22 protein-coding genes are annotated in these 21,687 nt (G+C 34.1%); 8 read left to right on the top strand and 14 right to left on the bottom strand.

All coding sequences use genetic code 11. The features are described 5' to 3' along the window. Window positions 1-21: 21 nt before the first annotated feature. Entirely contained in the window at window positions 22-888 is an 867-nt protein-coding gene (locus tag ABD859_RS10775; RefSeq protein WP_345144096.1) for a LysR family transcriptional regulator, read from the top strand. Here ABD859_RS10775 and ABD859_RS10770 read toward each other — a convergent pair. The 3 genes from ABD859_RS10770 to ABD859_RS10760 form a co-directional block, all read right to left on the bottom strand. Continuing rightward, window positions 875-1,339, bottom strand: a complete 465-nt coding sequence (locus ABD859_RS10770; protein WP_345144093.1) for a GNAT family N-acetyltransferase — start codon at window positions 1,337-1,339, stop codon at window positions 875-877. The two genes, ABD859_RS10775 and ABD859_RS10770, sit on opposite strands and share 14 nt — an antisense overlap. A gap of 175 nt (window positions 1,340-1,514) precedes the next feature. Further along, entirely contained in the window at window positions 1,515-1,841 is a 327-nt protein-coding gene (locus ABD859_RS10765) for a DMT family transporter (RefSeq protein WP_345144090.1), read from the bottom strand. A 72-nt stretch (window positions 1,842-1,913) separates the two neighbouring features. Further along, a complete protein-coding gene (locus tag ABD859_RS10760) occupies window positions 1,914-2,477 on the bottom strand; it encodes a Crp/Fnr family transcriptional regulator (protein ID WP_345144087.1) in 564 nt (187 codons plus the stop codon). Window positions 2,478-2,751: 274 nt separating this feature from the next. Here ABD859_RS10760 and ABD859_RS10755 point away from each other — a divergent pair, with 274 nt between their 5' ends. Next, window positions 2,752-3,810, top strand: coding sequence for an NAD(P)-dependent alcohol dehydrogenase (locus ABD859_RS10755; protein ID WP_345144085.1), 1,059 nt, complete (start codon window positions 2,752-2,754; stop codon window positions 3,808-3,810). 67 nt (window positions 3,811-3,877) lie between these two features. Here ABD859_RS10755 and ABD859_RS10750 read toward each other — a convergent pair whose 3' ends face one another. Further along, a complete protein-coding gene (locus ABD859_RS10750; protein ID WP_345144082.1) occupies window positions 3,878-4,684 on the bottom strand; it encodes an SDR family NAD(P)-dependent oxidoreductase in 807 nt (268 codons plus the stop codon). Between ABD859_RS10750 and ABD859_RS10745 the strand changes: the two genes are divergently transcribed. Continuing rightward, the gene (locus ABD859_RS10745; protein WP_345144079.1) at window positions 4,683-5,015 is read left to right on the top strand and encodes a hypothetical protein; all 333 of its coding nucleotides are present in this window, start codon (window positions 4,683-4,685) and stop codon (window positions 5,013-5,015) included. The two genes, ABD859_RS10750 and ABD859_RS10745, sit on opposite strands and share 2 nt — an antisense overlap. 25 nt (window positions 5,016-5,040) lie before the next feature. Here the strand turns inward: ABD859_RS10745 and ABD859_RS10740 are convergent, their stop codons facing one another. The 8 genes from ABD859_RS10740 to ABD859_RS10705 all read right to left on the bottom strand — a co-directional run bounded on the left by ABD859_RS10740 (window position 5,041) and on the right by ABD859_RS10705 (window position 13,119). Then, a complete protein-coding gene (locus ABD859_RS10740) occupies window positions 5,041-5,628 on the bottom strand; it encodes a TetR/AcrR family transcriptional regulator (RefSeq protein ID WP_345144076.1) in 588 nt (195 codons plus the stop codon). A gap of 142 nt (window positions 5,629-5,770) precedes the next feature. Beyond that, window positions 5,771-6,985 carry a hypothetical protein gene (locus tag ABD859_RS10735; RefSeq protein WP_345144073.1) on the bottom strand — a complete coding sequence of 405 codons (1,215 nt, stop codon included), beginning with the start codon at window positions 6,983-6,985 and terminating at the stop codon, window positions 5,771-5,773. A 41-nt stretch (window positions 6,986-7,026) separates the two neighbouring features. Then, entirely contained in the window at window positions 7,027-7,929 is a 903-nt protein-coding gene (locus ABD859_RS10730; protein ID WP_345144069.1) for a DUF4625 domain-containing protein, read from the bottom strand. Window positions 7,930-7,961: 32 nt separating this feature from the next. Beyond that, a complete protein-coding gene (locus ABD859_RS10725; protein ID WP_345144066.1) occupies window positions 7,962-10,151 on the bottom strand; it encodes a TonB-dependent receptor in 2,190 nt (729 codons plus the stop codon). Between the two features lie 9 nt (window positions 10,152-10,160). Continuing rightward, window positions 10,161-10,631, bottom strand: coding sequence for a DUF4625 domain-containing protein (locus ABD859_RS10720; RefSeq protein WP_345144063.1), 471 nt, complete (start codon window positions 10,629-10,631; stop codon window positions 10,161-10,163). 31 nt (window positions 10,632-10,662) lie between these two features. Then, complete coding sequence (locus tag ABD859_RS10715; protein WP_345144060.1) at window positions 10,663-11,622, bottom strand: DUF4625 domain-containing protein; 960 nt, start codon at window positions 11,620-11,622, stop codon at window positions 10,663-10,665. A 381-nt stretch (window positions 11,623-12,003) separates the two neighbouring features. Next, entirely contained in the window at window positions 12,004-12,348 is a 345-nt protein-coding gene (locus tag ABD859_RS10710) for a hypothetical protein (protein WP_345144057.1), read from the bottom strand. A gap of 180 nt (window positions 12,349-12,528) precedes the next feature. Then, window positions 12,529-13,119: a hypothetical protein gene (locus ABD859_RS10705; protein WP_345144054.1), complete on the bottom strand. Its 591-nt coding sequence runs from the start codon at window positions 13,117-13,119 to the stop codon at window positions 12,529-12,531. Window positions 13,120-13,389: 270 nt separating this feature from the next. Here ABD859_RS10705 and ABD859_RS10700 point away from each other — a divergent pair, with 270 nt between their 5' ends. Then, window positions 13,390-14,868 (top strand): DUF1254 domain-containing protein, encoded by a 1,479-nt coding sequence (locus ABD859_RS10700; protein ID WP_345144051.1) that lies wholly within the window; start codon window positions 13,390-13,392, stop codon window positions 14,866-14,868. Window positions 14,869-14,926: 58 nt separating this feature from the next. Then, the gene (locus ABD859_RS10695; protein WP_345144048.1) at window positions 14,927-15,172 is read left to right on the top strand and encodes a hypothetical protein; all 246 of its coding nucleotides are present in this window, start codon (window positions 14,927-14,929) and stop codon (window positions 15,170-15,172) included. Between the two features lie 85 nt (window positions 15,173-15,257). Here the strand turns inward: ABD859_RS10695 and ABD859_RS10690 are convergent, their stop codons facing one another. Further along, complete coding sequence (locus tag ABD859_RS10690) at window positions 15,258-17,717, bottom strand: AAA family ATPase (protein ID WP_345144045.1); 2,460 nt, start codon at window positions 17,715-17,717, stop codon at window positions 15,258-15,260. A gap of 7 nt (window positions 17,718-17,724) precedes the next feature. Further along, window positions 17,725-18,777: a PKD domain-containing protein gene (locus ABD859_RS10685; RefSeq protein ID WP_345144043.1), complete on the bottom strand. Its 1,053-nt coding sequence runs from the start codon at window positions 18,775-18,777 to the stop codon at window positions 17,725-17,727. A 341-nt stretch (window positions 18,778-19,118) separates the two neighbouring features. Here ABD859_RS10685 and ABD859_RS10680 point away from each other — a divergent pair, with 341 nt between their 5' ends. Genes ABD859_RS10680 through ABD859_RS10670 form a run of 3 tightly spaced genes read left to right on the top strand, consistent with a single transcriptional unit; the run spans window position 19,119 to window position 21,671 of the window. Beyond that, a complete protein-coding gene (locus ABD859_RS10680) occupies window positions 19,119-19,760 on the top strand; it encodes a C40 family peptidase (protein ID WP_345144040.1) in 642 nt (213 codons plus the stop codon). Continuing rightward, on the top strand, window positions 19,744-20,688 hold the full coding sequence (locus ABD859_RS10675) for a type VI secretion system baseplate subunit TssG (protein WP_345144037.1): 945 nt from the start codon (window positions 19,744-19,746) through the stop codon (window positions 20,686-20,688). Before ABD859_RS10680 ends, ABD859_RS10675 begins: the two co-directional genes overlap by 17 nt. Before the next feature lie 2 nt (window positions 20,689-20,690). Then, window positions 20,691-21,671 (top strand): TssN family type VI secretion system protein, encoded by a 981-nt coding sequence (locus tag ABD859_RS10670; RefSeq protein ID WP_345144034.1) that lies wholly within the window; start codon window positions 20,691-20,693, stop codon window positions 21,669-21,671. Window positions 21,672-21,687: the final 16 nt, after the last annotated feature.

Raw genomic sequence — 21,687 nt, 5'->3', positions numbered from 1 at the left:
TTAAATGCGTAATTTGCATCAATGGATTTACAACAGATTAAATATTTTCTGGCTCTTGCCCGCGAACTTCATTTCTGGAATACGGCCGGAAAAATGAATATTACACAATCGGCATTAAGTCGCCAGATCCAGTCTCTTGAAAACCAGCTTGGCATTCAGTTGTTTGAGCGTAACAAACGCAATGTTAAGCTTACGGCCGCCGGCAGATTCCTAAAGGAAAAATGGGAAGTAGAACTTAGTGAACTCGAATATATTCATCAGTCTGCACGCCAGATTCATTTAGGCGAAAGCGGTACGATTACGATTTCTCATCCTGATTCTATTTCTGCTTCGCTTATGCCGGATATTTTGTCCCGAATTTCGACAGCTTTTCCAAAACTAAAAATTAAACTGGTTCAGGTATTGTATGAAAATCAGCAGGAATTTCTTCGAACTTATAAAATAGATCTGGCGATTACCAGAGACATTAACCATGCGCGCGATATAAAATCTGAAAAAATCTATACAGATAATCTGGCTATTGTTGTGCCCGATGACCATCCTTACCAAAAACCGGAAGACCTGACAAAAGAAACACTTGCAAATCAAAAATTTATATTACCTACTACTGATGAAGGCAGCAGTTACAGCGATTTGATTCAGCGTTTGTTTAATTCTTTTGAAAATGCTCCCGAAGTTTATCTTCATTCTGAATTTGGTTCGGCCATTATTGCTTTGGTTCGAAAAGGTCTGGGAATTGCTATTTTACCAGATTCGTATCTTTATCATGAAATATCCGGGATTCGTTTTATTAAACTTCCGCTGGAAAAAACAGATCTTTATATCAATTGGAGAGCCGAAGATCATAATCCGGTTCTTGCCAATGTTTTAAAGCTTATTCTTCCGTAGAAGTATTATTAAGAAGCATTTCGATGTGCGGAATCCCGTCTTCATCATAAACTTCTCCCTGTTCAGCAAATCCCAGAGACTGATAAAAATTTGATAAATGATACTGCGCACCAATTCGAATTGGTCCATTTCCAAATTTTTCCCGACAGCCAGCAATGGAAGCTTCCATTAGTTTTTTGCCTAAACCCAATCCGCGGTGAGTATCGGCTATAACAACTCTTCCAATAGAAATTTCCTCAAATGATAATCCAGCCGGAACTAATCTCGTACTGCCCGCAAATTCATTGTTTACATAATACAATAAATGAAAACTTTTCTGGTCTTTGTTATCCAGATCAAGGTACGGACAGTTTTGTTCTACTACGAAAATCTGACTTCTTAAACGCAGCAGATTATACAATTCGTTATTAGTTAATTCATCAAAAGATTTAATACAATAGTTTAAATTCATGTTTTAATTTCTATATTTTTTTGACAAATATAAAATAGATACTAATGATGTAAAATGCTTATTTTTTATTAATTGATGCTAAAAATGCATTAATTAAAAAGAAAGAACAATTAGAAGCAGCAAAAAAAAATCCACTTTATCTGAAGTGGATTTTTTAATACGATATAATATTCAATTAATGCGAAACAGCTTTAAGTCCAACAATAGAACTTACTAAAGTTACCAGAAAAAATAAACGCCAGAAAGTCGCCGGTTCTTTAAAAATAAAGATCCCCATTAAAACCGTTCCTACGGCACCAATTCCTGTCCATACTGCGTATGCGGTTCCCATTGGGAGTGTTTCAGTTGCTTTTATCAGCAGCAGCATACTTATTGTCAGCGAAGCAAAAAAGCCAATATACCAGTAATACATTTCCATTCCGGTCGTTTCTTTTGCTTTTCCCAGACACGTTGCAAAGGCTACTTCAAAAAGACCGGCAACAATTAAAATAATCCAATTCATATAATTAATAATTTTGGTGCAAAGTTCCTTCGCAGAATTCAGAATAAATTTAACAAATGATAAAAAAAGCAATTATTTTAACTCAGCCCGAATTCGGCTCAGGCTTACCTGTGTAATCCCCAGATATGAGGCAATATGGCCTAACTGAATTCTTTGAATAAGTTCGGGATTATTTTTAAGAAGATCAATATAACGTTCAGAAGCATTTTTAAAAAGCTTTGATATTAGTCTTTCTTCTGTTTTTATAAGTTCCCGTTCTGCAAATTTTCGTCCCCAGTTGGCAATATGAATATCAGAATTAAATAATCGGTCTAGATCGGCGGTTTTTAATTCATAAAGTTCACAATCTTCTAAAAGTTCAATATTTTCATATCCGTTTTGATTTTCAACATAACTTTTCATCGAAATAATGGTTTCTCCTTCTTTGCCAAACCAAAAAGTGGCATCACTGTTGTCTTCATCAATATAAGCCCTTACAATTCCTTTTTTAATGAAATAAATGCTGGATTCTACCTTGCCGGCTTTTAGTATAATATGTCCTTTAGGATAACATACAAGATTGGTTGTCAGCAGTAAGTTCTTTTTTGACTCTTGAGGTAATTGAAATATTTGATCCAGAATTGCAGATATATCCATTTTAAGAAATTGATGTATTTTAAAAATAATAATGCTTTTATTATTCACGATAAAGTTATTAAATTTGATAGAAGACAAAAGATAAAATTGCATAAATGACTCTATTTAAACACATTTATTCGACTGTTATTTCTCTTTTTCGGTTTAGCTTTTGTCGATTTTACCCCAAGATTTATATTTTAGAATTGTTTGAATTTCATAAGTAAATGTTTCTTTTCTGTTATTTTAAGGAAAAAAGCTGTTTTAATTTTACAACTTAATAATCTAAAAAAATATGAATACAAGTAACACAAAAGCATTTGGTACAAAAGCAGCAGACGCATTGCTGGAAGAAATGACAATTGCACGCAGAGATGTTTTGGCAAAAGATGTCGAAATCGAAATTTTATACTGTGGGGTTTGTCATTCTGATTTACATACTGCGAGAAATGACTGGGGAGGAAGTCAGTATCCTGCGGTTCCGGGGCATGAAATTGTAGGCAGAGTAACGAAAGTGGGGAATGAAGTTACAAAACTTAAAGTTGGTGATTTAGCAGGAGTAGGCTGTATGGTCGATTCTTGTCATACCTGCGAAAGCTGTAAACAAGATTTAGAGCAATATTGTTTAAATGGATTTACCGGAACTTACAATGGACGTGATAAACACATTGGCGGACATACTTACGGCGGTTATTCTGAAAAAGTAGTTGTAGATGAACATTTTGTTTTAAAAGTGCCTTCAAACTTAAATTTAGCGGCGGTAGCGCCTTTACTTTGTGCAGGAATTACAACTTGGTCGCCTTTAAGACACTGGAATGTTGGTAAAGGAACTAAAGTTGCCGTTGTTGGTTTAGGAGGATTAGGTCACATGGCAATTAAACTGGCAAAAGGTTTAGGAGCAGAGGTGACATTGTTTTCCAGAACTCCCGAAAAAATCCAAGATGCAATTGATTTGGGTGCTGATTCTGTAATTATTTCAACAGATGACCAGCAGATGAAATCAGTTCACGGAAAATACGATCTTATTATTGATACCGTTCCTTATGTACATGATGTAAATCCTTATGTAGCAACTTTAAATATAAACGGAACTCTTGTATTAGTAGGGTATTTAGGAGGTTTAGAACCAATTTTAAATACGGTGCCTATGATTATGGGAAGAAAAACCGTTGCAGGATCTGTAATTGGTGGTATTGCCGAAACTCAGGAAATGCTTGATTTTTGCGGTGAACATAACATTGTTTCTGAAGTTGAAATTATCAAAATGCAGGAAATCAACGAAGCGTATGAAAGAATGCTGAAAAGCGACGTAAGATACCGTTTTGTTATTGATATGGATTCTCTTAAATCGTAAGTAAGAATTTATAAAACAAAAAGGCAGTCTGTAAAGGCTGCCTTTTTGTTTTATGTTGAGATTTTAATTATCCGTGAGCTTCAACAGAAACATCATTCCATTTTTCCCAAAGTGCCAGTCTTTGCTCGTAACTTTGTTTTACGAAAGGTAAAGCTACTTTTCCTAATAACAAACGCAATGGCGGATTTTCACTTTCAACCAGTTTTACAATTGCTGGTGCAGTCGCTTCTACTTTTCCAAAAGAAGTTTCTGCTTCAGAAAATGCTTTTTTAAGATCATCATAAACAGGATTGCTTTCGCTGCTTATTCCGGTGTGCCAAATATTTGATGCATATCCGTTTGGTTCTAAAAGCGTAACATTAATTCCAAATTGTTTAACTTCAGATGCCAAAGTTTCGCTTAAACCTTCAATAGCAAATTTTGAAGCGTTGTAAAGTCCCATTGTTGGTAAAGTTCCTAATCCTAAAATTGAAGAAACCTGAATAATATGACCGCTTTTTTGATCTCTCATAATAGGTAAAACTGCTTGAGTAAGCCATAAAGTTCCAAAGAAATTCGTTTCAAATTGTGCTCTTGCTTCGTCCTGAGTTGCTTCTTCAATTGCTCCGGTTAAAGCGTAACCTGCATTGTTGATCAAAATATCGATAGTTCCAAAATGATTTTTTACTTTTTGAACAACTTCCAATGATTCTTCGCGGTTATCTACATCTAACTTTAAAGTTAAAACTGATTCGCCGTATTTTTCTTTTAAATCCTTTAAAGTTTCAACGTTTCGGGCTGTAGCGGCCACTTTGTATCCTTTTGCTAAAAATGCTTCTGCCCAGGTTTTTCCAAAACCTTTTGATGCTCCTGTAATTAAAATTGTTTTTGACATGGTATTTACTTTTTTATTGTTTATAGATTATTGTTTATGGTTTATTGTTTATGGTTTATTGTTTATGGTTTGTTGTTTATGGTTTGTTGTTTATGGTTTGTTGTTTATGGTTTGTTGTTTATGGTTTGTTGTTTTTGAAATTGTTATTGCTATTGTTTTTGCTATTGTTATTGCTATTGTTATTGCTATTGTTATTGCTATTGTTATTGCTATTGCTATTGCTATTGCTATTGCTATTGCTATTGTTATTGCTATTGTTATTGCTATTGTTATTGCTATTGCTATTGTTATTGCTATTGTTATTGTTATTGTTTATTTTAAATATGACTGATCGGTCATTTTTTTGATAAAAAAAATTAGAGACTATTTTGGTCGATTAAATTTTTAAGCGTTTTCACTACGATTTTCATTTTGTCATTATTTCCCGAAACTCTAGACATTAAATGTCCGCCTTCTAACATGGCAAACATTGCTGTTGCAAATTCAGATGGATTAAAATCGGGTTTAAATTCTTTATTTTCAATTCCTTTTTCAATCGCACCAGACAATAACTTTTGTCCTTGTTTAATAACGTTATTTACTTTTTCTTTTACAATAGGATTGGTGTCATCTGCTTCTGTTCCGAAATTTAACAGCGGACAACCTCCAATAACTGGCGGATGTGTGGGATCGCTGAAAAAGTCGATATAAGCAAATAATACTTCTTTTGAAGTTTTGCTTTTAGCTAATGCATTTTGAAGTTTAGTGTTTAGTATTTTCATGTTATGATCGACAGCTGCACAGGCTAATACTTCTTTGTTTTCAAAATGAACGTACATACTGCCTTTAGACAATTTGGTAGCTTCCATAATATCGCTCATAGAAGTTGCAGCAATTCCTTTTGTGTTAAAAATAGGAGCCGCTTTTTCTATAATAAATTGTCTGGTTTCTTCGCCTTTTGACATGATTACTAAATTTTACACTGCAAATATATGACCGATTGGTCATAAAAACAAATATTTTTTACTTTTTTTTAATTAACTGGTTTTACATAAACAAAAAAAGCGTGCTGTAAAGCACGCTTTTCCAATAGCTGATGTCTTATTTTTAGTGACTTTCGCTATTTTCAAACCCTAGAATTGTGATCATATATGGCGTATTCGAAACTTTAATTTTATTTACAATTGATCCTTTTTCAAAGCTAAATTGCAATAACTCTCCAGTTGAAGGCGAAGTGATGTAAGCAAAATTTTGCGTTAATTGCATTTGTGGTTTTAATGTCGCGTCTGAAGCCGTTTCGCTGATAACTTTAACTTCTTTTTCAACCTGAAGGTTGTTAAGATCAAAAAGTTTAAAATCTCCAGAATGCAATAAAATACCCAGTTTTTTATGATTGTAACTCACTTTACACTGCATAATTGTTGTGTTTTGAATAATTGGTTTCATTGTTCCGTTTACCACATCAATGATATAAGCACCTTTTGCAGCTGTAAAACCAACAAATTTTCCGTTATAATCAGTTTCTAAGATTGTTCCAAACCAAGCAGTTCCAAAATCTTCAGGAAAAGCAATCAGTTTTTGTTTTCCATTGTTTTCTACAACCAAAACACCGCTTGCAGAACCAAAAACAGCATACGTTCCGTCAGAAGCATTTCCATGAATTCCTTTTGTAGCAAGAGTCGGCTCGAATAAAGTTTTACCAGTATTGTCGATAATTTTTACTTTTTCAGGAAGCGTTCCTGTTACCGAATTGTCTTTTACTGTAATAGCATACGTTCCGTTTCCAAAAGCTGCCATTGCACCGTGATGTGCCAAAAGCCCGGCATTGATGGTTTTAAATTTCGCTCCGGCAGTATTTACTTCCGATTCTTTTGCCACAGATAAAGTTCCGTCACCGTCATTAAAAGTCAGGATTTCTCCAATTTTACTTTTAAAATGAGTCGGCATTGCAGATTGTCCGATTAAAGCACCAAATTGCGGCACTCCGTCAACATCAACGTGATCGCCGTGGCTTTCAAATCCGCTGTCAAAAGTTTCAACCGTATTGTCAAGTCTGTGTACAATTCCGGCATATCTTCCAGATTCAGTTGTATAAAGAGAAGATTTGGCAAACTTAGCATTAAAGAATGCTGACGTTGCATCAACAGGATTTACAAGTGTAAGCTGCGTTGTTTTTTCATCAGAAAGTAAAATTCTCAAATACTTAAATTCGGTCAGTGCTTCATCTGGAGTTTCCACAGTATTGTCGTCGTCATTGCTGCAGGAAACAGCAAAAAGCGAAAAAGCAGCTAAGAACATCAGTTTGAAATAATTTTTAGTCATTGTTTAAATGTATTTAGGGTTAATATTTAAATGATTCAGGATTAAAAGTTTAGCGTAACAGGCATTGATTTATAAGTGCTTACGTTATAAGAAGTGTTTTTATAAAGCACAACCCAATTGTATTGGCCAGATTCCCAGGCTTTTTCGGCAGTTATCGCATTTCCTTCATTATCTTTTTCAGCTCCAACGACAATACTTTCGCCTCCATAGACATCGTTTATTTTTTGCAGTGTTGTAATTTTAGAAGCCGGTCCAAGATCTTTATGTTCTACTTTAGAAATAATAATCACTTTTTTAAGATCAAGATTATCAATACTTTCAGGATGATAATCGAGACTTTTTTTAATTAAAACAGAATATAAAACTCCGTTGCCCATAATCTGGCTGATTTGTGCATGAGCCGTTAGTTTATCATTTTTTTTGAAGATCAACTGAGGCTCAACCCAAGTTTCCATATAATAAATCAGATCATCGTTTCGGGACAGCATATCGCGCCCAATTACCGGATCTACAGGCATATTCGCAGGATCTGTAATCGTAATAGTTTCTTTAATTTCAAGTACAGATCCGTTTTCATCGGTTACTTTAAATACAAAATCAAATTTGCCTTCAACGGCATCAGCAGGAATCGTAAAGTGTTTGTGAACATTGGTGTTTTTTGTTCCATTATATTGAGGCCATGTAAACTCCAATTTCCAATCTTTTGTGTATGTTTCGCCCGTTTTAGGAAGTATTTTCAGCTCTACATTTGCAATTTTATCGCCAGCGGTTACGTCGGCATTAAAATGAAAATCACGTCCAATTAAAGCTTGTTTATTATTGGCTGTTCCAATTTCAATATTTTCGGCTTTTGGTTTTGCAGCTTCATTATTATCATCACTGTCGCAGGCAGTAAAGACGGAAGCTGTCATTAAAAATAAAAGAATCGATTTTACTTTTTTCATGAGTTTTGGGTATTAAAATTTGTTTGTAATTTTTATGGATGAATTAAAAAAGGAACTTTTACAGAAAGAATAATATTTCTGCCCATTTCGGGAAGTTCGATAAGTCGGTAAAAGCTCGTATGATTTAAATATCGCGTGTTGAATAGGTTTTGAATTTGCAGTGAAAAGATAAAATCCTGTTTTGCAGTTTGTAATTTTGTGCCCAGACCAAGATTAAAAACCTGACTGGAAGCTGTTGTTTTTTCTGGCGGAACAATCTGATTTTGCTGTGCTGTAAAACGATAATCGAGTGAAAAATAAGTGTCTTTTAAATGCTTAATTTCCGGAGTATAATTAATGCCAAACAAAACCGAGGCAGGAGGCGAGAAGGGAAGTGTGTACCCTTTTTTACTGCCCGAAATTTGTTCTGAATACAGATATTCAGCCAGAATTTCACCGCTCAGATTTTGCAGAAACTGATATTTTGCCTGCAATTCACCTCCATAACGAACCACTTCGCTCTGTTGATATTCAAAAACCTGATTTCCTGCACCATAATAAATATCATGCTGTGAAGTTGGATTTAAATAAATGAAATTGGGGAAATAATTAAAAAACGGACTCAGCTGAACCGACCATTTATTTTCCTGCCAATCAATTCCTAAATCGAACTGGTAAGAACGTTCAGCATCCAAATTTGGGTTTCCTTTTTCAAATCGGAAATAATGATAATTCACACCGTTTGAAGCCAGTTCTTTGGCAATAGGCATTCTAAAACTCGTTCCGGCATTGGCTTTAAAAGAGACTTTTCCAGGATTGTAATTTACACCTGCAGACCATGTAAAACTGTTGAATGTTTTGGCTAAATCTTCAGATCGTTTTAAATATTCCTGTACTGTTTGTCCGTTGTGCGAAACCTCACTTTCAAACCAATCTGTGTATTGTTTCATTTCGATTTTGCCGTAATCCAGACGAACTGCGCCGTGAAGCATCCACAACTCATTCAGCTGTATTTTATCATAAGCAAATAATCCACTGTTAAACTGATTAAAAGCAGGAATTAAAAAACTCCAGCCGTTGATTTGATTTTGCTGTTTTTCGGCATTTAAACCAACTGTAATTTGATGTTTTCCAATCGAAAATTCATCTTTTACAGAGACAGAAAAAACTTCTTTATCATATTGTCTTTCCAAATCCTGCGGTGCATACATATCGGCAGGATAAATAGGAGGCATATAGCCGTGATTGACATAATGACTCCATTCTTGTCTAAAGTTTTTCTGAAAGCCTAACTGCGTTTGGAATTTATGATTTGCGATTTCAAACGAAGTGGTATTGCTTATTTTAGTGTGCGTAACTTCCTGATACGGCATCAAAATATCACGGCTTGATTTGTCGTGAAGTTCGAGATCTACATTGCGAGGTTCGAGTCCGTGTGCATTCGCAAAAAAGCCGCTTTTGCTGTAAATATTACTGAAATAGAAAGATGATTTAAACTTTTCTCCCACAAATCCCGCGCTTACATGCCAATCCAATTCGCGTCCTGCGGTATTACGCAGTCGGTTTTTATACAAAGGCACAGCGTAATTGTAAACATGAACGACATCAGCAGGAACGCGATAATCTCCATAATCGGAAGAAGTAATTCGGGTATCGAAAAACCAGTTTTCATTTCTTCCAAATAAATTCAGTGAACTTCCTATTTGTTCATTATTGCTTTTTGCCGTAAAATCGATGTTTCCGCCAAGTGTATTTTTCTTCGGAAATGGCACGGGTTTTATGTTGACAGCACCGCCAATTGCATCTGAACCGTACATAAACGACGAAGGTCCTTTTATAATTTCTACACGATTAACTGCATATTGATCGATTTCAAGACCATGATCGGCGCCCCATTGCTGCCCTTCGTGTTTAATACCGTTTTCGACCACAATAACCTGATTAAAGCCAAGTCCGCGGATTAACGGTTTAGAACCGCCAGAGCCAATAGAAATAGTTTTTACACCCGGAATTCGCTGTAAAGACTGCATAAGACTGCCACCCAGATTTCGCTGAATAAAACTGCTGTTTACGGTTTCTACATTTAGAGAAGCCTCTTTTTTGGCACGTTTTTCAGATTGATCGGTAACAATAACTTCTTCAAGTTCTTTTACTTCTGTATTGTTCTGAGCATGTGCTTTTATAAAAAAGGCAAAACCAAAAAACAGGTAAATCAAGATTCTATTTGATTTATTTTCAATCATTAAATCAGATTATAAAATTTTAATACTTAAACCTTTAAGGGTCTGCCAGCCTTCTTTATCTGTCAAGCGGATCATAAAATGATAATCGCCTGGATCAACATCTTCTGGAATTGTAATTTCCTGTACGGCTTCGTAGTTTTTTAAACCATCAGGAATGGTAACCGAATTAATATACAGCATTGGTTTTACTGGTTTTTTTATCGGATCTGTTTCGCAGTCAGATACTTCGGTGCTGTGTGTGTGATGATCGAAATTGTGATGAATATCAAGACTGTACGATCCTAAAGCCGCATTATCGCTGAACGAAGCACGAAAAGTGAATTTTTGTCCGCGCGTAACCTGACTGCATTGAATAGGAAATGCATCAGCATTCGAAATAATTACTGGATATTCTTTGTCAACTGCGTCATTATCACTGCTGCAGGCTGTAAAAAAAGCGCTTAATACCAAAAAGAAAAGTGTAGATTTTAGAGGTTTCATATCATTTAAATTATTTAATGAATTCTTGTTTTTATAAAGAAATTGGAATGTTAATAGACTGAGACCAATTGATATTGTAAGTAGTGTTTTTGTACACGGCTAAAAACAGATAATCGCCAGATGTCCAGGCTCTTGTTCCTGTAATGTCTTGTGGTGCTGGCAGATTATTATCTTTTACAGCGCCAATGTGCAGCAAAGGCATATCGCGTACAATATTAAAATTGGCGTCTGTAATGGTATTCGAAAAAGTGCCTGTTTCGGCTATGTCTTTGTGTTCAACAACATCATAAACAATTACTTTACTAAAATCAATCTGATCAATGCTTTCAGGAATGTGTTTGGCATTTTTATAGATTAATAACAAATACATTTTTCCATTTCCTTTAACGCCAGAAAGCGATACTTGCGAGAAGAATTTATCTGTCGTTGTAAAACTGCTTCCTTCCTGAGAATATTTTCCTTTTCTATAGAAAAAAGAATCGTTTTTAAACACATTAAATACTACAGCCGTCGGGTTTACTGGCAGATTTTCAGTAGTATAAATGTTTAGGTTTTTCTTTACTTCGAGTTTTGTACCATTTTGATCGTTTACCGTTATGATAAATTCATATTTGCCTTCTGCAGCATCGGCTGGAATATCAAAATGTTTGTGTACAATGGTATTTTTGGCTCCTGCATACTGCGTCCAGTTTATTTCATGCGACCATACTTTTGAATACGTTTCAGTACTTATTTGCACAATTTTTATTTGTATGTTTTCTATTTTGTCACCAGCAGTTACTTCGGCATTAAAGTGGAAATCTTTACCAATAACGCCGATTTCATTGTTGCCTAATCCGAGTTCAATTTTATCGATTGTAGGTTTTAATAATGCAGCTGTTTCCTGATCGTTGTCATTGCTGCACGAAGTGAATGTTAAAATGCTTAGAAATAAAACACTGATGTGTTTTAATGCTTTGATTTTGTGAGATTTGGTCTTTACTCGTTTCATATATTTGTTTTGAAATTACGTAGAAGATACTTTGTCAAAGAATTTTAGAATTGGGCATAACAATGACCGCTCAGACGCTTTTGCGCTAAGTTAAATTCAGTAAATATCTCATTTAGAGATCGTACAAAGTATGTTTATGGGAAATAGGAAATGGTCATTTCAAAACAAAACAGCAACAAAAAGTAGTTGAAGTTGATTTGATGAAATTGTAAATAGTACAGCTGTTGAGCCGTATTTTTGTAAACTTAAAAGCTATAAACAGAAAAGTGATATGCTCTTTTGTAGCATGTAAACTAAGATGCAATTACAGCATAGAAGACAGTTCTCTGATTTTTGAGTTTAAGTAAATACGAAATGATAAATTTTTGAAATGACTATTTCTTAAATTCTGGGAGGTGCACGAAGTGCAAATAAAGAGCCTTTAAAATAGCTGGAATAACTTTTTGAATAAAAAACAACAAACGAAGTTATGAAGCTGTTTTTGTAAAATTCAAAAGGTTCAAAAGTAAATGTAGTAACGGGGCTGAATTTAAAATGACAAATAGCACATTCTTCATGATGCTTGTGTATTTTAAATTCGGTTTTAGCTGTATGATGCAGCTCTGTTTTCTTAGAATTTGAATTGTGATTGTGGATATGTTCATACGAATGAATCGCCGGAAATAGTATTGCAAACAATACTACCAGCGGAAGCAGAATATTAATACATTTTAAATTCTTTTTCATTCAAATGAATCTGCACTTAATTAATGCCACAGAGTTGCAAATATAGAATTCTTATTTTTAAATGCAACACTGTTTCAGTAAAACTTTTTAAATCTGGCTTTAGATAACGAAAAAAGCCTTAAAAATTCCAGTTTAAAAAGGAACCTTTAAGGCTTTTCGGCAAGTGTTAAAATTTAGCTTTTATTCTTTATACAATATGATTACGGCTTTGTAACCCGTACCCACATTCCATTGGCTTGACTCAATAACTTTGCCTTTGTCATCAAAAACCTGAAATTCGGCAGTATTAGGAGAAGCAGAACCTTCGTTCAGAGCTTCAAAATCAATTTTATTAATTCCTTTTACTAAGTTTATTTTAAAGCCTTTAAACTCTCCGTCCAGTAAAACTTCCGGTTCGATCACTTTATCATTTAAATAGACTCTTATTTTATCTCCGTCTACAAAAGCGGCATCTCGATAACGAACTGTCGATACGTCTGATTTAGTTATAAAACCTCCTAAATATTCATTTCTTCTATAAAAAATACCTTCCACATTGGCTTCTTTTTTATACAAAGCATTATTTTTAAAAAGCTCTTCCGGATTAATCTGCAGTACAATTGGATCTTTTGCAAGAGTAGGTTCTGCAGTTGGCGGTGTCTCTTTTGGAGGAATGACTTCTTTGGTTTCGGGATTCTTAGGCTGCACGGGCTGATATTTTCCTTTAAGTTCTTCCTGCGAATGAACCTGAAAAGAAACTCCGGCTATAATTAAAAACAATATTTTCTTCATATTTCTTTTTTATTTATCATATAAATGTGACATAATTGAGCACATTAACTCTTATTTATAAAAACAAGTAATTGAAATATTTATTGCCTTAGTAATTAATTATTTTGTGTGAATACAGTGTACAGAACGACTTTTTGTGAATTGTTCAAAAACAAAACTTCGTTTCAAATTATAATATGAAACCTAATTTAAGAGCTTTAATAATTTAAAATAGGCAGGTGGTAATAACTTTGATAATCTTTTGAAGTTTAACCCTCTAAATCGATTTTCATGAAGAAATTATTTTATATCTGTTTGTTGTTTTTAGTGATGACAAGCTGTAAAAAAGAAACTGAAACGACGAACAATTCTACTAATTCAACTAATGAAGGCTCGGGCTATGAATTTGCAGGCGGTTATCCAACCGAAGCCACTATTAAAAAAGCATATGATGATGCTGATCTGACACGAGCCATACAAGTTTACAAGTTTTTCTATCCTAGTGTTTCCGGCGAAGCTATCGTAAAAGGAAACGACAGTATAAATGTAAAACCCAATAAATCATTTGGTACATTGGATACGAAACCCGGACAAATTGGTTTTACGCTCAATTCAGATACTCCTTATGGACCAATTCCGATAGATTTATCAAAAGGCCCCATGATTATTGATATTCCAAAAGGACCGCTTATTGTAGTGGCTATGGATGTAAACCAGCGCTGGGTTGCCGATATGGGAATTCCTGGTCCTGATGCCGGAAATGGCGGCAGACATCTGCTTCTTCCTCCGGATTATAAAGGTGTAGTTCCTGCTTCTGGTTATCATGTCTGGAAATCTTCATCAAATAATTTAACCGTTGGCATACGTTCGCTTCCGGTAGGCGGTGATGTTAATGCGGCAATTGTGCGTATTAAAACAGTTAAGGTTTATCCGCTGAATAAACCGGCAGACTGGAAAGATCCGGACTGGATTGATTTTACTAATAAGCATCAAAATACAACGCCGCTAGGGTGGGAAAACAGTATAAAATACTGGGAAAATTTAAACGATGTTATACAGCGCGAACCTGTTTTTGAAGGTTATCGAAACTATTATGGCGAACTGGCCATATTGGGTATTAAAAAAGGGAAAGCATTTAGCCCGGATGCCCGTATGAAAGGGATACTCGAAAAAGCGGCAAAAATTGCCAATGCACAAATGCGTGTACAATCCTTTGCTGACCGCCGGGATGATAGAATTGTGTGGAAAGACCGCCAGTGGGAATGGGTGGCGCTTCGATTTGAAGATGGTGATTTTAATACACCGGATTACGTCGATCTTGACGCTCGCGAAACCTGGTTTTATCAGGCAATTGGTGCTTCGCCTTCAATGTTTAGACGAAAAGAAGGAGCAGGTTCTTTATACTGGCTTGGACTTAAAGATAATACAGGAAAATATGTAGACGGAAGCAAAACATACAAATTAACCGTTCCTACGCCGGTTCCTGCTAAGTTATTCTGGTCGGTTACGATTTATGATGCAAAAACAAGAAGTCAGGTGAATACAGATCAAAACAAAGCCGCTTTGCGTTCTTTATTTGAATTAAAAGATAAAATAGGGGGAAACAGTGTTGATTTGTATTTTGGACCAAAAGCTCCGGCAGGAAAAGAAGGACAATGGATAAAAACAATACCAAATGTAGGCTGGTTTGCTTATTTCCGAATTTATGGACCAGAAGGAGCTGCTTTTAACGGAAGCTGGAAACTGGGAGATTTTGAAGAAGTGAAGTAATTCTAAGCAACTCAAGTTACAGAGAGTTAACCAATTATTAGTATTTAAACTCAGAACTATGTCCCTACCTGATGAACTATATAATGTCAAGTTTGCCGAGTATTTCGAATCGATAAAAAAGATGTACCTGATCGATGTCCGATTTAAAACAATGTGCGATGATTATTGTGAAAACATTGTAAATGCTGAGATTTACAAGAAAAAATTTGAAAAAAATTTTCGTCAGAAACTGGAATGTGAAAATCTGGCAAAAGAACTTGAAGAAGAAATATTATTTTACATCGTAAGAAATAGTTCAGAATAGAAATAGATGTTTTTTAGAATAAAGATGTTTTGTACAACGAAAAACGCTTCTCAATTTGAGAAGCGTTTTTAATGATTATATGTTTCTAATTTGAAGTTGTAAATTCTGTGGCAACCCATTTTACTTCATTATTTTCGATAACAACAGAAATAGTGTCACCGTCTTTTACCTCTCCTGAAATTATTTTCTTAGCCAAAGGTCTTCTTAAATGACTTCTGATGATGCTTTTTATCGGTCTTGCTCCATATTTGGCATTATAGCCATTTTCTGCAAGATAAAGTTTAGCTTCCATAGGAATTTCGACTTTTATATTGATGTTTTTCAATAAGTCCATAAATTCCTTTTTAAGATGAATTTCAAATATCTTTAAGGCATTTTCTTTACTGATAGGCGCAAAAGGTACAATTTCTGTCAAACGGCCTAAAAACTCAGGTCTGAAATAATTCCCCATAATTTCCATTAACGAATTTGAGGTTGGAATTTCTCCGCTGTTAAAGGTATTAACAATATGATCTGCACCAATATTTGATGTAAATAAAATAATAGCATTAGAAAAATCACCTTCTTTACCTAAGCGGTCATGCAGTTTTCCTTCGTCCATAATCTGCAAAAATACGTCAAATACAGATGGATGAGCCTTTTCAATTTCATCAAACAAAACAATAGAATACGGTTTCTGTCTGATTTTATTCACCAATAATCCGCCTTCTTCATAACCCACATACCCCGGAGGCGCACCATATAGAAGCGCAGCAGAGTGTTCTTCTTTAAATTCAGACATATCAAATCGTATAATCGCATTTTCGTCCTGAAACAAAAATTCGGCTAAGGATTTTGCCAATTCTGTTTTTCCGGTTCCTGTAGGGCCCAGAAAAAAGAATGATGCAATAGGCTGTCCCGCTTTGCTTAAACCGGATCTTGATTCTAAAATAGAACCAGAAACGGTAGCAATGCAATGATCCTGACCAATTACTCTTTTATTTAAAACTTCCTCAATGGTATTGAGTTTTTGTTTTTCTTCATCTTTTAGTTTTCCAACAGGAATACCGGTTTTTTTAGCAATAATTAGCGACAAATCAATAGGTTCAATATGCACGCGTTTGTCTAAAACTTTTTCTTCAAGTGTAATAATTAAGCTTTCTATATATTTAATAATAGCTTCTGAAGTTTCGAAATTTTGGTTTTCTTTTTCTTCATCTTCAATTATTAAAAATGTCGTTTTATTGATTAAATCAGTTAAAAACCAGATTAATTCTTTAATTAATTGTTCTTCTGATAAATCATTTTCATTTCTTTTTAGAACACCCAGTTTATCGAGGATTGACTGTTTTTCTTTTAAGAACGTTTCTCCGGATGTTTTAAGTACGGACATTGTATGGTCAATCAGGTTTATTGCTGATTCCGGAAGGCTTTTTTCTTTTAAATATCTTCTTGATAATCGAATCGATTCAGAGATTGTTTCGTCGTCAATTTGTATTTTATGATGTTCCTGATACGTTTTTATTGATTCGCGAATCATTCTAAACAAGGTTTCATCATCAGATTCTTCAAGTTTTACGATTTCAAACATTCCCGAAAGTCCTTGTTCTTTCTCAATTCTCTTAGAAAATTCGTCAATAGTTGAAGTTGCAATTATGGTTAATCCTTTTGCCAGCTCACCTTTTAAAACATTCGAAACACCTGAATCACCACCGTTTTTGTCCAATAAAGTATGAATTTCTTCAATAATTAAAATTGCTTTTGGATATTGTCTAAGTTCCTGAATACAATTTTTTAATCGGTCTTCGATTTCGCCTTTGTATGATGCGCCGGCAATAAGAGAAGACAGATCAAGTTCAAAAAGCTGCACTTTATTTAAAGCATCCGGAACCTGATTGGTTATAACATTCTGAACCAGTGTATCTATTAATATCGATTTTCCAACGCCACGGTCGCCAATAAGCAGTACGTTTGGTTTAGAAAATCGGCACAGAATTTCTTTTATGGTATTCAGTTCGGCTTCACGGCCAATCGCAGGAATTCGTTTTTTGTTCTTTTCAACATTTTTGTGAATAGAGTATTTGCCTAAAAAACCTTTTTTAACCTCTTGTTTTACAGTGCTGTTGGTTTCTGGAATTACAATTTGGTCTTCCAGTAATTCATTTCTGGAAATAGGATATGATTTCATCTGATCAAAATTGAAACCTACTCCCGGAGAACTTATCGCAATAATAATAGCATAAAGGCTGATTTCGTCTTCGTTTAATGCAATTCGAACTGATTCGGCTTCTTTGATGATTTCATCAATCAAATCACTTGGTTCTGCATCAAGAACATTGGTTGTTTTAGGCTCTTCTTCAATTCGTACTTCGGCCCATTCATCAAGGTAATATACATCTTTACCCATAGATTCAAGACGTTTTAAAAGAGACAAGTCTCTGTTTAAAACAGCTTTTAATAAGTGAGATGCTGAATAATATTTGTTTAAATTGTTTTTGGCAATTTTTTTTGCAATTTCTAATGCGCTTAGTAATTCTGCACTAAATACGTTTTTTTCTTCTTCCATACCAAATTTAATCTTTAGACCATCTCATAAATTTCTTTACTTTATAGCTGATATTTAATCCTTTAATGCAGTTTGTCTGTTTGTCTTTGTTTAAGCGGATCGATTCAATTTTGATTTTTTTCCCTTTAACAGAAGCGCATAATTGTGCAAAAGTGATTAAATCTTTGTCATTTTTCACGACAGGTATATCCAGATCATCACACATAAAATCTGCGAAATCATCTTTTACTTTACTGCCTTCTGCAACTTTTTTAAATAGAATTTCAAATTGATCTTCAGACATTTTAGGTGCTTTTTTGTTTACAGCCGTACTGTCTTTAACTGTTTTTGTTTTAGGCGCAACGGGAACATATTGCAGCATTTCTTCAAGCGGATCTTTTTTAACAGGGCCTCGCGGAAGGGCAAAAGCTTCGGCTTTTTTCTCAAACTCATAAGAGCTTACATCCAGCGGATTTGTCTTTTTAATAACTCTTGGATGTACATAAATAACTTTTTTGGCTACGCGGCTAAAATCTCCATTTATAACCAGTGTAATTGTTTTTTCGCCAGGAGTAATAAAGTTATAAACAGGATTAGAAGAAGTTTCATCAATGCCTTTATTTTCGCCAAATGCCCATTCCCATGTTCTGGCATCTTCTGATATGCATTTGAAATAAGCAGGCTGTCCCACTGTTATAGTTCGTGGTACAATAATCTTTGGTGTACCTATCTTATCGGCCGCATATTTGTCCTTTATTACGATTTCTTTTGTGTGCGTGCAGCCACCGTTAATTGTTAAAGTAACATAGTATTTTCCGGGATTTTTATAGATGTGAAAAGTGTGTTTTCTGACATCTTTTTCTGATCCGTCTCCAAAGTCCCAAATCCATGATTTTGCATTGGGAGTTTTGTCATAAAACTCAATGGATTCTTCGGATTGCGATTGGTCTGCGAAAATGTAAAATTTAGCATCTTCACAATCGACATGATTAAAAAATTGAACGATAAAAGCAATGATTCCAGCTAATAAGAGAATCGCGAAAAAAAACACAACTCTGATATCAAAATTTTTTTGATTCATTTTTAAATTTTAAACAATTTACTATGTAAGATAATTTTAACAAAAAACGGAAACAAATGTATGTTTAAAAAATTTAAAAACGTTATAATTATTACTATAAATTTTACAAATAATATTTGTATTCTTACAAAATATTTTATTAGGTTTGTAACCACCTCGTTTAAAAAAGTAAATAAATTCATAATAAACGAGTTACGTTCAAAAATGAGAATTTTCTCAAGCTTAAAAATCAAAAAGCAACTCGAAAGTTTGTTTTTTATTGTTACCAAATTTAAAAAAAGACCCATTTTGGGAAAAAATAATTTTGATTATCTAGAAAAGAGTACTAAATAATATTTTTTATGAGGCAGATTTTTATAATGGTTTTGATGATGCATTTATTTGCAGAATGCCGTGCTCAAAAATATATTTCACAGATTCCGTTCAAATATGATTATTCTCTGGAGTTGTTAAAAAAACAGTCAAAAATGACCGAAACCGGTTTAAAAAATAAAACCGTTATTAATGATAATTCAGAGAATTTAAGTGACGAAGTGCTTGCTCTTAAAGAAAAGTACTCTATTATTCTGGCCGTAATGCCAAATAAAATTACCAACTACAAATTATATTCTTATATAGATCCGTGGCTTAATACGCCATACAAAGAGAAAAGCTTTTCTAGAAAAGGAATTGACTGCTCTTATTTTCTTCAGTCTTTGTACAGCGATGTTTACAAAGTCACACTCCCAAAAGATCCGGCTGGAATGTGGAAATCGAAATCAATCCAGATTTTTACAGGAAGAAGTTTCCTTGCCGAAGGCGATCTAGTTTTCTTTAGATACGATAAAGACCATCCCATATCTGATGTTGGTTTGTACCTGCATAATGACCGAATTCTGGCTTGTACAGACAAAGGTCTCGCAATTTATAATTTCAATGATGAATATTTTCAGTTACGATATATAGGCGCAGGACGAATTAACGAAGATGGAAAGAAAAAGTAAAAAAAGTCTTGAACAGCTTGCATACGAAATTGAAAGTATTTCGTATGACATTAGAGCAGAAGTTATTGCTAATGAGCTTCTTGAAAATAAAGAAGTGGTACAGGATGAAATTACGATTTCTAACCACGGACAGTTTTCTAGAGCATACAGAAGCGATATTTTAGGTGCTGGAATTCAGGATGATAATTATGATAAACAAGAATATCTTAATATACGATTATCAAGAGACAGTATGTATGATGCGCTTCCGGAGGGTTTTGTACATAGTTTGACTGAAAACAATGCTGATAAATCTGTAAAACAGATGATTAGAGAGCATAAGCACCAGAAAAAACAAGAGGCTGAGGCTCGTGTGTTTTTTGCTCCTTTTGAAAATGAAGTTTTTCATTACAGGACTAAAATAGAAAGTGTTGAAAGAAATTTTTTGTATAAGCTGAACGGAAGTAAACCGTTAGATTTTTTCTACGATTTTTGGGGGTTATCTCATATTTATCCTGAAATCTTAGTTTCAAAATTCATTCAGTTACTACCATATGCATACAAAATTGTGGGTGATATTGATCTTGCCTGTCATTGTTTGTCAAGTATTATTGAAGAAAAAGTAAGCTATACAACTACAACTTCAAAAGAATACAGCGAAGAGGGAGAGCAGATTAAATTAGGCGAAAACAGACTGGGAGTCGATTTTATTACCGGAAAAGATTACATGGATTATTCTATGAATTTAAGGATAGAAATTGGGCCTATAGTCAATAAACCTTATCAGCATTACCTTAAAAATGGTGATATAAAAATATTTATAGATTGTTTTTGTGAACATTTCTTTCCAATGGAAGTAGAAGTAAAAACAGTTTTATTGATAAATGAAGAAACAGAACAGTTTAATTTTAGTAAAGAACCTGTGTTAGGGTACACAACAAGAATTTAGTAATGGTAAAAAAGCATTTGTTAGCCCTTATTGATATTAGGCTTATAGTATTTTTAGTAGTAATTATAGCGGTAAGTCTTATACTTACCATGGTATTCAGTGATAAAGTAAAAGAGTTTGCGGTACAGTATAAACGAAAATTTTATATCTATGTTTTTTCTTTTGTTTTAGTCTATGCACTGGTTGGTTTTCTAGGCTATAATAAGTTATTTACAGAATTATCAGATGAATTTCGATTCTATCAAATTGCATCTCTGCTGTTCGGAATCCTGAATGTTTATTTGTACAGATGGTATTTTAACGAGTTCAATTTGAAAGGTGTTGTGGGTATAGAATTGTTGTTTTCATTTCTAATAACCTTATATTCAAGCGTACTTTTTGTAATCATCTACACCGCATTAAACGGAATTGCACTTACTTTTTTAATGTGTTCTCATTTTTTGGTATTTATAGTGCCAACAGGAGTTTATGCTGTTTTTAACTACATGATGCAGATTCCTCCAAAGGAATATGTGACATGGAAAATTCCGGAAAGAAAAGATCCTTTTCCTGAGATTGATAACGTTGAAATGAAGGATTTATTATTGATAACATTATTAATTCAGAAAAAAGAAAGCGATACAAAATATACCTCAATACGATCAAAAGGTCCGGTTCGAATAGATTTTGGGGCACTTTTTTATCATACTGTTTCTGGATATAATGCGCATAATGCAGACAGCAAAATTGATTTAAAGCAAAACGGTGAAAATTGTAATTGGGTATTCTTTTTACAGCCAAAATGGTATCAGACGGCCAAATATGTTGATGCTAAATACACTTTAGGAATGAACGGAATTACTGAAAATTCAGTAATTATCTGTAAAAGACAGACAAAAGAAGAAATCAGACAGCCTAAAAAACAAAATGGCGATGATGGTTTTATGTTTGAACCTAAAACCGGAAAGAAAGAAAAAGAAAGAGAAGCTGAATTAACGAATTAGAAATAAAAGCAGTTTA

It is taken from the genome of Flavobacterium ginsengiterrae (assembly GCF_039539785.1).
Taxonomy (GTDB): Bacteria; Bacteroidota; Bacteroidia; order Flavobacteriales; family Flavobacteriaceae; genus Flavobacterium; species Flavobacterium ginsengiterrae.
Note: the sequence above shows the minus strand (reverse complement) of the source record. Positions and strands in the feature narration are given on the sequence as shown.